Source organism: Hallella faecis (genome assembly GCF_018789675.1).
Lineage (GTDB): Bacteria > Bacteroidota > Bacteroidia > Bacteroidales > Bacteroidaceae > Prevotella > Prevotella faecis.
In genome coordinates, this window is record NZ_JAHKBE010000010.1 from 45802 (window position 1) to 61848 (window position 16047).

The following is a 16047-nucleotide window of genomic DNA, read 5'->3' on the forward strand; positions in this document are numbered from 1 at the left end:
TGAAGCCATAGCGGGCTATGGCGAAATGCGAATGGAAGCAAGATGCCGAAAGAAACGCTGACAAGAGTTGGAAAGAATCCAGAAGGTCCTAACAACCCACCTGTTTCGGTCTAATGACCGATTGGGGTTTAGTAAAGATCATGTTGGTTGAACCCCAATGGCCTCATGACTTGATAGGGGGCCATCACTCGTTCTTAGCTGCGCACAAGGTTGCGAGCGGCATCTATACGTAGAAAGATGAAGAGCAGGATGGTGAAACCCCACAACGACGATCCTCCGTAACTAAAGAAGGGCAACGGTATGCCAATAACAGGCGTTAGGCCCAACACCATGCCCACATTGATGAAAAGATGGAACAGGAAGACGCTTAGCACACAGTAACCATAGACCCGCCCAAACTTGAACGGTTGCCGTTCGGCCAAATGAATGAGCCTCAAGATAAGCGCCAAGAACAGCAGCAACACGCCAGCTGATCCCAAAAAACCTTCTTCCTCGCCCACCGTACAGAAGATAAAATCGGTGTCTTGCTCAGGAACAAAGCGCAACTTGGTCTGCGTTCCATTGAGGAAACCCTTACCACGAAGGCCTCCAGAACCAATGGCAATCTCACTCTGATGAACATTATAGCCTGCTCCAGCCAAGTCTTCATCGAGACCCAACAACACATTGACGCGCACACGCTGGTGGGGCTCCATCACATTATTGAGCAGATAATCGGCGCTATAGAAGAACGCGATGGAACCCACGGAGAACAAAGCGATAAGCAGGTAATGGACAATTTGCGTGGACAAGCCCTCATAGACCAAGTAACCCACAAGGCAGGCACACACGATCAACTGGACCCACACTACATCGAACGGTATGACATAGAGGGAGAAAAGCAACGCTACGACCGTGATGGAAAGCGAGATGAGACCTACACGAATGGCACGCTCCTTCTCCTTGCAATACACAAAGACCATGGCCGAGGTGAACATTTGCACCAAGAGCAGCACAACAAACTTACCAAGCGACGTGGGCGTATTCAACAACCACACCTGTTCGTACTTGATGCCTACCACGAAATAAACCACCATGGCCACTCCCGTAAAGAGGATGCCGCCTGGCATGCCCTCACGATACAGCATCAGGAAGAACGAAAGGTAGACCAATGCCGAACCGGTTTCGCGTTGCCCCACAATGAACAGCATAGGCAAGAGTATGAGCGCCATAGCCGTAGCGAGATGCTTGGGCTTATGGATGTCGAAACCGTAGGTGCTCATGAGTTTGGCCACAGCAAGCGCCGTGGCAAACTTGGCAAACTCGGCAGGCTGCAGGCGAAGGGGGCCCAGCACCAGCCACGACCGCGAACCCTTAATTTCATGAGGGTTGAAGATGGTTACAAAGAGCAGCAGCAACAACAAGGCGTAGATGACATAGGCAAAGGTGTCGTAGAAACGGTCGTCGAGCATGAGCAACACAAAGCCCAGGACGAGCGACGTGCCTATCCATATGATCTGCATACCCGAACGGGTGGCGAAACTGAAAATATCGGTCTCGCCATACGTGTAACTGGCTCCGCAGACACTGATCCACCCAAACGCGAGCAACGCAAGGTAGATGCCTATCGTCCACCAGTCAAGACTGCGAAGCACACTGGGCTGCTGCTTGTCATCGTTCTGCATTTCCATATCCAATTCTACGTTTTTGCATTTCAGTGGCAAGGCGTTCACCGGCCTCGCTCAACTTACCCATGATATACTGTTCCATGATGACCTTTCCCATGGGAACACCGTAATCGGCTCCCCATCCACCATTCTCAACATAAACCGACACTGCAATCTTCGGATTGTCCATAGGTGCAAAACCCATAAAGACGGAGTGGTCGTGACCACGGTTCTGGGCCGTACCTGTCTTTCCACACGCCGCAAAGGGCAACGATGCGAGCATGCGGCACGTACCACCCAAGGCCGACGAGCGCATGCCTGCCGCAATGATGTCGTAGGAGCGTCGTGTGGCACGTGTGTAGTGGCGGTTGGTATAGAGCGTGTCGAGCGGCATGCCCGCTATGGATTTCACCACATGAGGCACATAATAATAGCCGCGGTTGGCGATGGTGGCACCCAGGTTGGCAATCTGCAACGGCGTGAGGTTAACCTCGCCCTGACCAATACTGATACTGATGATCGTCAGGCCGTTCCAAGAGCCCTTGTAAGCCTTGTCGTAGAAACCAGCGTTGGGTATGAGTCCGCGTTTCTCACCCGGAAGGTCAATGCCCAAGCGGTAGCCAAAGCCCATGCTCACCATGTAGTCGCGCCAGGTGTTCATGGCGTTCTGCACCGTGCCGTACTTACGACGATTGGACATCATGTAATACAGTCCCCAACAGAAGAAGGCGTTGCAAGACGTGCTGATGGCAGGCACGATGGCCAAGGGCGCCGCATGACTGTGGCATCCCACATGCAAGCCTTTATAAGAGAAGCCACGATGGCAGGGGAACACGGTATGGCTATTGATGATGCCTTCAGACAGGAAGGTCAAGCCTTGTGTGGTCTTGAACGTGGAGCCCGGTGGGTACTGTCCCATGATGGCGCGATTAAGCAAAGGCTTCCACGTGTTGCGCGACAGGTAGGAGTGGTACTTGCTGCGATTGTGTCCTTCCAACAACCGAGGGTCGTAAGAGGGCGAAGAGGCCATGCACAAGACCTGTCCGGTTTGAGGATCGATAGCCACAATGGCGCCTATCTTTCCTTCCAACATACGCTCAGCGGTGGCTTGAAGATTGATGTCGATTCCCAATGTCAGGTCGTGGCCGGCTTGCGGACGACGGTCGAACCGTCCCTTCTGATACTTGCCCTGGATGCGACCATGAGCATCGCGCAAGAGGATCTGAACGCCCTTCTCACCGCGAAGCTGCTTCTCGTAGCTACGCTCAACACCCAACTTACCGATATAATCGCCGGCCTGATAGTATTCGTCGTCTTCGATATCGGACGGCGACACCTCACCCACATCACCAAGGATATGGGCGGCGTAGGGATATTCATACTGGCGGACGGTGCGTTTCTGCACATAGAAACCAGGAAAGCGGAACATCTTCTCATAGAAGACACTGTAATCCTTATCGTTGATCTGGCTCATGAAGAGCTGTTGGGTGAAACGCGAATATCCAGGATTCTTGTTGCGGTCCTTGATCTCATCCATGCGCTTGATGAAATACTCCTTGGTAATGCCCAACGTCTGACATAAATCGAGCGTGTCGAGACGTCCCTTGGCTTCGTTCATCACCACCATAATGTCATAGGCCGGCTGGTTGAACACCAACAACTTACCATTGCGGTCGCGAATAACACCACGCGAGGGAAACTCAATGCGCTTGAGGAAGGCATTGGAGTCGGCACTCTTACGGTAGTCGTCGCTGAGGAGCTGGAACGTAAAAAGGCGGATGATGTAGATCGTTACAATAATTACGGCTACACCACCTATAACATAACGGCGATTGTCGAGATTAAAATCCTTCATCAATATTACTTCTTCCTAATGCCATCAACAACGATGAGCAATACTTCGGAAAGCACCAAACTGCCCCCGATGCTCAGCAACCACTGCACCCAATTGAAGAAACAGAAGGTCTCGAGGGTAAAGAAGGCCACACAATAGACCAACATCAACAACAGGGAATAATAGAAGAAGGTCAGCGGACCCATAGAGTAGATAGCTGGTTGGAAGTTCTCATCATCGTCGCGCTGCATGAACAACTCGAGCACATAGGGCTGCAAGAAGCCCACAAGAGTCAGCGAGGTAGTAGCGACACCAGGCGTGTCGGCAAAAATGTCCACACAAAGGCCCAAGAGAAAACTATACAACAAGATAGCCCAACGGGGGTATCCCCGCTGGAAACTAACGACAAAATAGACGTAAAGCAACGGTGTAGCGCAATCGAACAAATGGATATTGTTCAGCACCAACACTTGCACCAACAACAGGGCAAGAAAGAGCAACAACCGCTTAAAGAAATCAATGTTCATCCCTAATTACTTTCCATCTTTCAGTTTCAAGGAGTCACGCGCCGAGCGCATGATGTCTATCTGTTCCAACATAGGCTCATTATCGACCACACACACATCGCTCAGGTTGCCAAAATCGGTGGCCAACTCGACCTGCAAACGATAGGACACACCATCAGGCGAGTTGTAAACATGGAGAATCTTGCCCACAGCAATGCCCGGTGGAAAAACCGACGAGTAGCCACTGGTCTCCACCCATTCGTAAAGACGGAAATGGGCGTGACGAGGAACATCCTCAATATAGGCCAAACGAGGGTCGCCCCCATTCCAATGGAGATAACCGAAATAACCACGGCCTCGGATGCGGCAACTAATGTTCGACGAGGTGTTGAGAACGGGAATGACGACCGAATAATGGGTGGAAACCATATAGACGATGCCCACGACCCCTTGGCCGCAGGCAACGCCCATGTCTTTACGCACTCCGTCGGCACTGCCCTTGTCGATGGTGAGAAGGTTGTCGTAACGATCGACCGAGTTGCTAACCACCTTGGCGGGTATCAACTTGAACGAACGAAGCAGGGACAACTGGTTGCGATGAACCCATCCGCTGTCCTTGGTGGCCTCACCCAATTGTCCCGAGAGCATTTTTACCTGCTGCTCGAGATAGAGGTTGCGTTGGGTGAGCTCTTGGTTGGCCTTCGACATGGAGAAGAAAGACTCCACCTTAGCGTCCCAACTCAGCACCTTGCCAGCAACGGCATTGGCGGATGAGAACCACACACTGCCCTGATAGCTGTTGTATTGGAACAACAGCACGACACCTATCACCTCAAGGAGGACGAAGAGAAGCCAATGGTTGTAGCGTGCAAGAAATTCTAATAGATTACGCACTGCTCAAACAAAAACTTATCTCATCAAGAATGAGAAGCGATTGACGTTCTTCAAAGCGATGCCAGCGCCCTTTGCCACGCTGTGGAGCGGATCCTCGGCAATGTGGAAAGGAATGTTGATCTTGTCTTTCAAACGACGGTCGAGACCACGCAGCAACGCACCACCACCGGTGAGATAGATACCGTTCTTCACGATATCGGCATAGAGCTCAGGCGGGGTAGCCTCGAGGGCCGAAAGCACGGCATTCTCAATCTTGGCCACAGTCTTATCCAAGCAATGAGCAATTTCCTGATAGCACACAGGCACCTCCATGGGAAGTGCTGTGATGCGGTTAGGACCATGCACCACATAATCCTCGGGAGCCTCGTCGCCCAAGTCGGTCAGGGCCGATCCCACGTGGATCTTGATACGCTCAGCCATGCGCTCAGAAACCTTCACGTTGTGCTGACGGCTCATATACTCCTGGATGTCGGCCGTCAGATCGTCACCAGCGATACGGATGGAGTTATTGCTCACAATACCACCCAACGAGATGACAGCGATCTCGGTGGAGCCACCGCCGATATCAACAATCATGTTGCCCTCTGGGGCCTCGACGTCGATACCAATGCCAATGGCTGCTGCCATAGGCTCAAAAATGAGGTAAACATCACGACCATCGGCATGCTCGGCCGAGTCGCGAACAGCACGAAGCTCCACCTCCGTTGAACCAGAGGGTACACCAATGACCATGCGCAACGACGGAGAGAACAGGCGCGAACCCGTGTGGACCATCTTAATCAGGCCACGCATCATCTGCTCGCAAGCGGTGAAGTCGGCAATGACTCCATCGCGCAACGGACGGATGGTACGGATATTGTCGTGTGTCTTCTCGTACATCATCTTAGCCTTCTCACCCACAGCAATCATCTTGTCGGTGCGGCGATCCAAGGCTACCACTGACGGTTCGTCAACAACAATCTTGTCATCGCTGATGATGATGGTGTTGGCGGTACCGAGATCCATAGCGATCTCTTGAATAAATGAAAAAAATCCCATGTTCTTTATTAAGTTCTGTGCCCGAAACTACTTAGCAAACCAATTGTGGATGGCAGTGTCGTAATGACTGCTGACGCCAAAAGCACGCTCTGCGAACTGCTTGCGATCCTCCAAATCGGTCTGTGCACCCTTAGCCTTCAGCACATCGAGCAACATGCCATACTCGGCCTTGCTGGGCACGATAACCACATCTTTGAAATTCTTGGCTCCTGCACGGATGAGAGAAATGCCACCAATATCGATCTTCTCGATGATGTCGGCATCAGAGGCTCCACTGGCCACGGTCTGCTCAAACGGGTAAAGGTCGACAATGACCAAATCGATAGAAGGAATATCGTACTCGGCCATCTGCTGCTGGTCGCCCTCATTGTCGCGTCGAGCAAGGATTCCTCCAAAAATCTTCGGGTGAAGGGTCTTCACACGACCACCCAAAATAGAAGGATAGGTGGTTACGTCTTCTACCTTCTGGCAAGGATAACCCAAACCCTCAATAAACTTCTGTGTGCCACCTGTGCTCAGGAAAGCAACACCCTCTTCATGTAACTTGGCAAGGATTTCCTCCAATCCATCCTTGTGGAAGACTGAGATAAGCGCAGTCTTGATCTTCTTTGTTTCAGCCATGTAAATACGTACGTTATTCGATTAGGCTGCAAAGTTAATCATTTTTAGACAAACCATGCCTAATAATTGAGCAATTTCGTTGTTTTTGAAACGTTAAAATGTCACAAGTCAAGTTAGGCGCAGGCATTTGTAGCAATTATAAGGATTGATTAAGGTTACAGCAAAATCGGCTATTAAACTGAAAAAGGAGATTATTGGGATGTTATTGGGGCCTTTCATCTCTAACGATCGTTTCTCTCAGCGTCAGTTTTCACGATCGTTACGACTTAGTCAGTAGCTTCCAGTGCAACTGTCGCGACTCGCTCAAAGCAAACACAAACAAAATGAAAAGCTAATGAACGATTTTGGGGAAAAGCTAATGAACGAATGGGGGAAAAAGAAATGGGATAAATCGTTTCGCACTCTATGCAAATTGCATTACCTTTGTAATTGCTTACAAACAACATCACATAGACAAAAGAAACATGAAGAAATCATGGATCATCATAACGCTGCTGGCCTCTTCCATGGCTGCGCAAGCTCAACGGTGCATCACCGTTTACGACCCTGAGCGAAACGAGCCCGTGAGGGACGCATTGGTGTGGGTGGACCACAAGGAAGCGGAGGCGTCGACAATTCTTGGCGAGGCGTTCATCCCCGAGCGCTTCGACACACTGCACATCAGTGCGACAGGCTATGTGTCGTTGGCCATTCCGGCCTCACTTACTGCCGACTCCATCCCGCTGATGCAGGACTACAACAACATCGGAGAGATTGTGGTGTACGGCGTATATCGCAACAAGCAACTCACAGAGAGCGTGAAGCGATGGACAAAAGAGGCCCGGAAGGAGTTTGAACTGCGAAACCCCATCAGGGGAATCAACTTCAGTATGGCAGACACTGTGGACCCTCGATTGCGACGTATCAAGAAACAGACGAAAAAATTGGAGAAGATCTTTAAGCGGATGAATGCAGAGGGCACCGACCCCATCATACAAGCCTACCGAAAAGCCCTCGGAAAGAACTCGCAAGCGGGTTACTCGAAATAGAAGGTCAGCGCTATCATCTTCGATCGGGCCTTATTAACCGACATGGCATAGGGCAACATCGAACGGTCGCGAATCTGTGAGGCGTGATCGGTGTCGAGACTGTTTGTGAGGCCGTACATGAACTTCAACTCAGGTCTGACCTTGAAGAAAGGAAGGTAAAAGTCGCAACCGATGCCGGCTTCCAGGAAAAGGTCGTAACGCTTGAGTTTTAGGTAATCGTCATTAGAGCCGCTCAAGTTAATGACGGGATTAAGACCCACCATTACGTATGGACGATGGTTATTGAAACGGGCCGAAGCAGCAATTAGATCAAGGGCACATGAGAAATAGGCGGTCTTCAACGTCTGGTTGCGCGCCAACATAGAGTCGGGGGCGCTGGTGTCCATATTATGAAACGAGATGTGACGGGTTCCGAAATACATGGCCGGAGCGATGCGAAACTGGAAGGTGCGATTAAGGCGCAGCTCACCCAACACACCCACATTGAAACCGTCATCCCAACGGTCTTGGTCGCAGGTGATCACATATTGCTGCTGGGTGCCATCGGCATTGGTAATGAGCTGTGGACCCACATTGTTGAACTCAAGGTCCTGCAAATGGGTACCAACAAGAATGCCGAAATGGAACTTACGCAAATCGGTATACGGCCGGTTCTCAACCGTACGCTCCTGCCCACACGCCACGCGAATCACAAGCAGGGAGAGCATAAAAAGGCACAATATTCGCTTCATATAAGGAATAACGCACGCAGCACGCAATTTATTGTTTGGCAAACGCCCTACCCTCATTTTTTAGTAGCGAATGTTAAATCGCAAAAAAAATCTTCATCATTTGTAGGTATTATGGGGAAATTGACTATCTTTGCAAAACAATAAAAAGACAACAGCAAAGGTTGTCGAACGATTGCGAATTAACAAAACAGTATTAACAATAAACATTTTATTATTATGGCTTACGTAATTAGTAATGACTGCGTTGCTTGCGGTACATGTATCGATGAGTGCCCCGTTGGCGCTATCTCTGAGGGCGACATCTACAAAATCAATCCTGACGAGTGCACAGAGTGCGGTACTTGCGCTTCTGTATGCCCGAACGAGGCAATCAGCCTCGCCGAGTAAGTTCTGATAAGCAATCATCAGAAAGACATATAGCCCAGCCTGGTTTCAGGTTGGGCTTTTGTTTTGCCATCCATTTCACATCGTTCAGCATAAGCCCTGAGGTTCTCAGGTTTGTAAAAGGCTAACAGTACATTGTTCACTGGCAGGCTCTCTTGTGAGTGCTACAGAAACAGGAAGATACCCTACGATAGCGAAAACCAATCGGTAACGTGCAAGCCTTGCGAGTACAATAAGACCAAGAAGATTCCCTACACTATCAACAAAATGAAAGCGGGGTGCATCTCTCATCATTAGAGATGCACCCCGCTCATATTATTGAGTAGCAACCATTTGAAGTCGCCTTGATAACGAAATTACATAGCCATCACTTGCTTAGCCACAGCGTTCTCAGGGTCAACGGCCAGGAGTTTCTCAGAAACAGCCTTAGCGGCAGCCTTGTCCTGAAGCACATTGAAATCGTAAACGATAAGGTACAGGTAGGCCTGCTTCAACATGGCGATCTCACTTGACTGCTTCTCAGCTTTTGCCTCCAACGAGGTGGCAAGCGCCTCATAATAAGGCTTGGCAAGACCTTCCTTGCTATCGGGATCGAGGTTGGCGTTAACCTGACCACGCATGTAATTGCAATAGTTGGCGTAGTTGGGATACAACTCCAACATGCGAGCATAAACTCCATCAGCTTTGCGGAAAGCCTCATCAGAACCCGCCTTATCCTCAGCCTTCAATTTCTTAGAGGCAATATCGGCATAGAGTGAGCCAAGGTTGTCGAGCTGATCCATAGTCGGCTTCTCAGAGCCTTCCATACTTTTCTCAAAATAAGCGACGGCATTATCGAAATCACCCTTCTGCAGATAGACGTCAGAGAGGTTCTTGTTGATGATGCTCTTCTGCTTATTGTTGCCCTCATTAAGCTCCAAAGCCTTCTCAAAAGCATGAATAGCATCATCCCAACGCTTAGCCTGCAGCAAGGCTGTGCCGTGATATGTATAGTCCTCTGCAATGAAGTGGGCAGAATCGCTGGCATTGAAGAGTTTGTCGGCATAAGCCAAAGCCTCATCCGTCTTCTTCAAGTCAGTATAGTCGTAGAAAGCGATACGGTTCCAAGCAGCCTTACGAGGATTTACAGAGAGACCAGCCTTACAAACCTCAATACTCTGCTCGCGATGACCGAGCAACCAAGTAGCAGTAGCATACTCAGTGATGTACTCAGGCTTCATCTTAGTAACATCAGACACCTTAGCAAAAGCATCAGCAGCCTTCTGGTAGTCCTGTGCATTGAAGAAAATATGACCAATCAACTGATCAACAGGATAGTCGGGGCGCTGTTGGCGAAGATCCTCAAGCACCTGGGCTGCACCGGCAGGGTCAACACCACGCTGAACCATCGCATACTTATAATAACCATCGGGTTCCTTCGGGTCAAAATAGATGGCGTTCTGATAAGCAACAGCAGCGTCACCGCCATTGTTATCACTAACAGCAATATCACCCTTCAGCAACCATACATGTGCGTTCTTGTTGTCGCGAGCCAAAGCACGCTCTGCGAAATCACGAGCATTTACGAGATCCTTCTGCTCAAGGAATGCACGTCCAATGGCCAAGAGAACCTCTGTGTTTTTCTTGTACTTCTTGCCAAAGTCCTTCACCTGATCGCTGAGATTTGCGGGCTTGGCCTTGATAACACTCACTACCTGCTCGATAACGGCCTTGTTGTCGTCTTGAGCCATACCAGGGGCTGCTGCACCAAACAGCAAAGCACCCATCAATACATATTTAATAGTCTTCATAATTCTAAACGTTAATGGGGTTGTTGTTCTCAAAAATTCTTATTCTCTCTTGTCTGACTTTTAAATAATGGTTTCTTTATAAAGCAGACGATGAATGAGACCAAAAGTTTTATTTATTGACTTACATTAACATCCCGCACATTGATCTGACCCAAAACGGGAAGCAAACCAGCCTTCATCACGATGCGCTGACCCTTTGGCCCCTCAATGAAGTGAGCGAAGCCCCAAGGCAAGCCACGGCGCGGATCATTCAGAAGCGCATAGATGGTTCTCACGAGAGGATATTCACCATTATAGATGTAATATTGGTAAGGCAACCTGCTGCTCGCCGGTGTGGCAGGATGAACCTTGCTGACCCGCATGACGCGAATGTTTTTATTGAAAGTGAGATTGGTAGAATCGTGCTTATCGTTAAGCCAATTGTTACCAATAACACCAATCGCGCCAGGGTTTTCCTCAACATATTTAATCACCTCGGCAGTCTTGTTCACCGCAGCCACATTGGGATTGGTGATCGGCTTACCGCCAAGTATGGAATCTTCAACGAAATGGACTGTGCTCGACTTAGCATTGTCGAATACAACAGTGATGGTGCCACTTGATGCTCCATTGGAAATGTCGCTCCACTTAGTAGCCTTTCCACTCATAACATTCCTGATGTCCTGAACAGAAATAATTGTGTCGCTACTGGCCTTGTTCACAATGAAGGCCAAGGCGTCGTAAGCCACCTTGATCGACACAGGCCTAAAGTTCCTTGCCTGCAAGTTTTGAAGCTCAGACGCTTTGAAGTCACGAGCAGCAAAAGCCAACCAAGCCTTGCCATCCAAAAGACGATTGATAGCATCCGACTCGTTGGTATACACAGGAGTAACCTTAGCTTGGGGATAATCGAATTGGAAGACCGTACGCTCTTCCTCAATAATGGGACTAAAACTTTCATCAGAGACGAAAGAGATCGCCCCTGATGAGTAAGTATCAGTTCGACCGTCTTTACCCTTCTTGTTATCAGAACAAGAAAAGCAAAGACCGGCGAACAGTGTTAATCCTACGAAAAAGTAAGATGTTGATTTCTTCATACAATTAGTTGCTGAGTCTGAAGGTCACAGGAAGTCTGAAACGTGAGCGAACGACATTACCGTTCTGCTTACCAGGAATCCAGTGAGGCATAGATTTCACGACACGAGTAGCCTCGCGGTCAAGAGACGGGTCAACGCCACGCTCCACCTTCACGTCAGTGATTGAGCCATCACGCTCAACGACGAACGATACGGTAACACGGCCTTGAATACCATTTTCCTGAGCCACTGCAGGGTACTTGATGTTATCGTTCAGGTATCTGAACAGGGCGGCATCACCACCAGGGAACGAAGCCTGCTGCTCAACGACCTCAAAGACCTTATTCTCTACTTCGGGCTTCGGAGCGGCGATAGGCTCATCGGCAACACGCTGTGTCACCTTCAGCACCTCACCAGTCTCACTGTTACCCTTAACGTCCAAAGCACCGATGGCTGTGGTGGTCTGCATCAACTCCTCCTGGGTCTTCATCTCATCCTCGGGCTTCACCTCGTTATCCTTCTTGATAACAGGAGCCGTAAACTTGATAGAAGACTTAACCTCCTTAACCACCTCTTGTTTCTTCTCAGGAATTTGGATCTCCTTACGCTTCACCTCAGCCTTCTTCTTAGGCTGGTTGATCTGCGAGATCTCAGTAACCTGTTCGTTCTTCTGGTGGTTCAGTTGGTACTGGTCGTAAGCTGTTTTAGCCACATAGACACCGATAAGGACCAAAGCGATGATCGCAATGATAACGATTGCATAGATGTTTCTCCTAGGAGTTTGTCTACGGAGCTTATATGCGCCGTATTCCTTATTACGTCCTTCAAAGACAAGATCGGTCCAACCGTTCGTTGTTAAATCAATGTTTGCCATTTTCTTAAACTATTAATGATTTAGACCTTTGACTTACTCCTTGACGTTGTTCTTCTTGAGAAGAGCCTCATCGTCGGCATTCATCTTATCAATCACATACTTACCAATGCTGCAAATCTGCATTTCATCGAGAGCGTCAACCAAGTTCTTGTAGGTAGCATTGTCCGTAGCCTTGATGATGACGGTCATTGTCTGGATCTTCTTACCACCGATATTACCGGCCTTGATCTTAGCCAAGGAGGCGTTATAGGTTGAATCGTCCATCTTCTTACCCTCACTCTCAAGCTTTGTGCGCTGGTCATCGAGAGCCTGCTTGGCCTTCATGACATCCTGCACAGGAGAGGTTCCATCCTCAGTGACGTGGTTGATCAGGACCTGACGGATACCCTTGCTTCCCCAAGTAGTCTTTTGCAAGCACTCGGGCTTCTCGGGCTTAATCAGTCCAGCAACATAATAGATCTGGTTATTTGCGCAGCAATAAATCGTAACGGTGTACGATTCCTTTGTCACGGTCCTATCCTGATCCTGCAAGTTCTTATCGTTACTTGGCATACTCAATTCCATAGTCTGCGGCTTAGCCAAAGACGTACAGAGCATGAAGAACGTGATAAGAAGCATCATCATGTCCACCATAGGCGTAAAGTCTACGCGGACGTTCATCTTCTTCTGTTTGCTTTTTCCTGCTGACATTTATTCGTCCTCCGCTTTCTTATATTGAGTAATCAAATAGTAACGGTTCTCATTCATGTCCTGGAGCTCCGACATGAGCTTCTTCACTACCTTGTACGGTGTCTTGACGTCGGCCTTGATAGCGATCTTAGCTTCGGGGTTAGCCTGATGTGCGGCCTTCACCCACAGCTGGAATTCGCTCATGGCAGCCTCGCCCTCCTTACCAGGGACAGAGTCCGTTGGGATACCATACTTCTTGATAGCCTCAGGCATATCTGACTTACTCAGATTCAGATACCCCTCGAGCTCGCTCATTGGAACACCCCACATGGGGTCGTCAAGGAACTTGGCGCGCTGGGCGGCAGTCAGCGAGATACCGAACTGTCCGGTAACATCGTCGAGGACGACCTGCACATCCGACACCTTGTCCATGTTCATGAAAATCTTGCCATCATTACCGACAAGGACATTCAGGACATTCTTATCTGGAACTTTAATCTCAGACACAGATCCCGGCGTTTCCACTTTCACTGGCTCGCTCTTCGTAAATGTTGATGTCAACATGAAGAATGTCAGCAAAAGCACCATCACGTCGGACATAGGAGTCATATCGATCCAGACGTCTGCTTTCTTAATTTTTACTTTACCCATAGCGATAAATTTTTAAGGGGTTAGCAAAAATTAAGCCTCATCTGCGTGGCTGGCTTCGTATGTCTGTGCGATTGAATAACCTACCTCGTCAAGTGCATATGTCAACTTATCGATCTTGTTGGTGAAGAAGTTATAGGCGATAACAGCGCACCAAGAAGTAGCGATACCGAAAGCAGTGTTGATCAGAGCCTCAGAAATACCAGTAGACAGGGCGAGTGAGTCACCACCACCACCAGCAGCCAGAGCCTGGAACGAACGGATCATACCCGTCACAGTACCGAGCAGACCAGTAAGAGTACCAAGAGTAACGATAGTGGCGATGATCGGGAGGTTCATCTGCAGAGTAGGCATCTCGAGCTGAGTGGCCTCCTCGTGAGCCTGCTGGATCTTAGCGACCTTCTGGCTCTTCTTCAGAGAAACGTTGGCACCGCTCTCCATGTCCTTGTAAGCGCGGAGAGAAGCCAGCACTACGTTGGCTACAGAACCCTTCATCTTGTTGCAGAGGTCCTCAGCCTTAGCGAAATCATTGGCCTTCAAGGCAGCCTTGATGTTCTGCACGAACTTGGTGAGGGGCTGCTTACCGAAAGCGGTCTTCAGAGCCAGGTAGCGCTCTACAGCGAGGCAGAGCACGGTGAGCAACAGCGTGTGGATGATAGGCACAACGTATCCACCCTTGAAGATTGTACCGAGCATGTTCACAGGAGCGTTGGCGTTGTCGCCACCCTGGAAGTTAGCGCCGTCACCAAGGACGAAATTGAAGATGCAGATAGCAGCAACGAAGCATACAACGATGATCCAGAATGCGCCTCTGATACCAGTGAAGCCCTCAGACTTCTTTGCAGCCTTGGGGGCTGCGGCTTTTTGTGTAGTTGCCATAATTTAATGAATTAATTTTGATTATTGATAAATTTAAGTTATGTCCGAAGTAATTTAGGTTCTTATTATATTCACCCCAAAGCCCCTCGACAATGCGCTCTAAGCACCATCTGCCGAAGGAATTCTTTCGCAAAGATAGCAAATTACAAGTGACTTTGTGCGAATTTATTAACTTTTAACACAATTTTATTTCAACACGGCAAGAACCTCTTTGATGCGTCGCATCGCCTCGCGGATGTTATCGTCGCTTGTGGCGTAGCTCATACGGAAGCAATCGGGGTCGCCGAAAGCATCGCCTCCTACCGTCGCAACGTGCGCTTTTTCAAGGATATACATGGCGAAATCGGTGGAATTGTTGATCACAGTCTCGCCATCGCTCTTGCCGAAGAAGCTGCTGCACTTGGGGAAGAGATAGAACGCACCCTGGGGAACATTGACCTCAAGTCCGGGAATGTCCTTAGCGAGCTTCACGATGAGGTCGCGGCGGCGCTCAAAGGCCACGCGCATCTGCTCCACGCAGTCCTGACTTGCCACATAGGCGGCCACGGCAGCCTTCTGGCTCACGTCACAAGTACCGCTGGTGTATTGTCCCTGCAACTTGTTGATGCCCTTGACGATCCATGCCGGAGCGGCCACCCAACCCAGTCGCCAACCCGTCATGGCATACGCCTTGCTCACGCCATTACAGATGATAGTGCGCTCCTTCATGCCGGGATAGCTGGCGATGCTTGCGGCCTTGCCCACATAATTGATATGCTCGTATATCTCATCCGACAGCACGAAGATGTCCTCGTGCTTGAGGATGACCTCAGCCAAGGCGTTCAACTCCTCCTGCGAATAAACGCTTCCCGTAGGGTTGCTGGGTGAGCAGAGGATGAGCATCTTGGTCTTGGGCGTGATGGCAGCCTCCAACTGTTCGGCGGTCATCTTGAAGTCTTGTTCAAATCCGGCGCGCACGATGACCGGCGTGGCACCTGCCAACTTAGCCATCTGCGGATAGCTAACCCAATAAGGTGCGGGTATGATGACCTCATCTCCGGGGTTTACCAAGGCCAGGATGGTGTTGCACACACCCTGCTTGCCACCCGTCCCGACGATCACCTCGCCAGTGGTGTAGTCGAGATGGTTCTCTTTCTTAAGCTTGTCGACGATGGCCTCGCGCAAATCCATATATCCCGGAACTGGCGAATACTTCGAGAAGTTGTCGTCGATAGCTTTCTTTCCAGCCTCCTTGATATGATCAGGCGTGTTGAAATCGGGTTCACCGACGCTCATGTTAATCACGTCGACACCTTGTGCCTTCATCTCATTACTCTTCTGCGACATAGCCAGCGTGGCCGATGGAGCCAGGCGGTTGAGTCGATCTGATAATTGTGCCATAATAACCAATTAATATTTATCAATACACCTTTTGTGCAAAAGTAGCATATTATTCATAGAAACGGAAACT

Annotated in this window: 16 protein-coding genes; 2 read left to right on the forward strand and 14 right to left on the reverse strand. The window is 49.5% G+C overall.

Features of this window, described 5'->3' with window-relative positions; all coding sequences use genetic code 11:
* Positions 1-194: 194 nt before the first annotated feature.
* From rodA to KM934_RS04175, 6 genes are read right to left on the reverse strand one after another with little or no spacing between them, the layout of a single operon-like run.
* Positions 195-1670, reverse strand: coding sequence for a rod shape-determining protein RodA (gene rodA / locus KM934_RS04150; RefSeq protein ID WP_215759362.1), 1476 nt, complete (start codon positions 1668-1670; stop codon positions 195-197).
* Positions 1651-3501, reverse strand: coding sequence for a penicillin-binding transpeptidase domain-containing protein (locus KM934_RS04155; RefSeq protein WP_215759363.1), 1851 nt, complete (start codon positions 3499-3501; stop codon positions 1651-1653). The genes rodA and KM934_RS04155 overlap by 20 nt, the downstream gene beginning before the upstream one ends.
* A 5-nt stretch (positions 3502-3506) precedes the next feature.
* Positions 3507-4007, reverse strand: coding sequence for a rod shape-determining protein MreD (gene mreD / locus KM934_RS04160; protein WP_215759364.1), 501 nt, complete (start codon positions 4005-4007; stop codon positions 3507-3509).
* Positions 4008-4013: 6 nt separating this feature from the next.
* Complete coding sequence (mreC, locus tag KM934_RS04165) at positions 4014-4880, reverse strand: rod shape-determining protein MreC (protein ID WP_215759365.1); 867 nt, start codon at positions 4878-4880, stop codon at positions 4014-4016.
* A gap of 15 nt (positions 4881-4895) precedes the next feature.
* Positions 4896-5918 (reverse strand): rod shape-determining protein, encoded by a 1023-nt coding sequence (locus KM934_RS04170; RefSeq protein WP_215759366.1) that lies wholly within the window; start codon positions 5916-5918, stop codon positions 4896-4898.
* Between the two features lie 27 nt (positions 5919-5945).
* The gene (locus KM934_RS04175; protein ID WP_215759367.1) at positions 5946-6539 is read right to left on the reverse strand and encodes an IMP cyclohydrolase; all 594 of its coding nucleotides are present in this window, start codon (positions 6537-6539) and stop codon (positions 5946-5948) included.
* Between the two features lie 464 nt (positions 6540-7003).
* Between KM934_RS04175 and KM934_RS04180 the strand changes: the two genes are divergently transcribed.
* Entirely contained in the window at positions 7004-7567 is a 564-nt protein-coding gene (locus tag KM934_RS04180) for a hypothetical protein (protein ID WP_215759368.1), read from the forward strand.
* Here KM934_RS04180 and porT read toward each other — a convergent pair.
* Entirely contained in the window at positions 7555-8298 is a 744-nt protein-coding gene (porT, locus tag KM934_RS04185) for a type IX secretion/gliding motility protein PorT/SprT (protein WP_215759369.1), read from the reverse strand. The two genes, KM934_RS04180 and porT, sit on opposite strands and share 13 nt — an antisense overlap.
* Before the next feature lie 216 nt (positions 8299-8514).
* Between porT and KM934_RS04190 the strand changes: the two genes are divergently transcribed.
* Positions 8515-8685 (forward strand): 4Fe-4S binding protein, encoded by a 171-nt coding sequence (locus KM934_RS04190; RefSeq protein WP_215759370.1) that lies wholly within the window; start codon positions 8515-8517, stop codon positions 8683-8685.
* A gap of 353 nt (positions 8686-9038) precedes the next feature.
* Here KM934_RS04190 and KM934_RS04195 read toward each other — a convergent pair whose 3' ends face one another.
* The 7 genes from KM934_RS04195 to KM934_RS04225 form a co-directional block, all read right to left on the reverse strand.
* Complete coding sequence (locus KM934_RS04195; RefSeq protein WP_215759371.1) at positions 9039-10472, reverse strand: tetratricopeptide repeat protein; 1434 nt, start codon at positions 10470-10472, stop codon at positions 9039-9041.
* Positions 10473-10585: 113 nt separating this feature from the next.
* A complete protein-coding gene (locus tag KM934_RS04200) occupies positions 10586-11548 on the reverse strand; it encodes a PstS family phosphate ABC transporter substrate-binding protein (RefSeq protein ID WP_215759372.1) in 963 nt (320 codons plus the stop codon).
* Between the two features lie 4 nt (positions 11549-11552).
* Positions 11553-12401 (reverse strand): energy transducer TonB, encoded by an 849-nt coding sequence (locus tag KM934_RS04205; RefSeq protein WP_215759373.1) that lies wholly within the window; start codon positions 12399-12401, stop codon positions 11553-11555.
* Positions 12402-12434: 33 nt separating this feature from the next.
* On the reverse strand, positions 12435-13091 hold the full coding sequence (locus KM934_RS04210) for an ExbD/TolR family protein (protein ID WP_215759374.1): 657 nt from the start codon (positions 13089-13091) through the stop codon (positions 12435-12437).
* A complete protein-coding gene (locus KM934_RS04215) occupies positions 13092-13721 on the reverse strand; it encodes an ExbD/TolR family protein (protein ID WP_215759375.1) in 630 nt (209 codons plus the stop codon).
* Between the two features lie 30 nt (positions 13722-13751).
* Positions 13752-14597, reverse strand: coding sequence for a MotA/TolQ/ExbB proton channel family protein (locus KM934_RS04220; RefSeq protein WP_215759376.1), 846 nt, complete (start codon positions 14595-14597; stop codon positions 13752-13754).
* Positions 14598-14783: 186 nt separating this feature from the next.
* A complete protein-coding gene (locus KM934_RS04225; RefSeq protein WP_215759377.1) occupies positions 14784-15977 on the reverse strand; it encodes a pyridoxal phosphate-dependent aminotransferase in 1194 nt (397 codons plus the stop codon).
* Between the last annotated feature and the right edge of the window lie 70 nt (positions 15978-16047).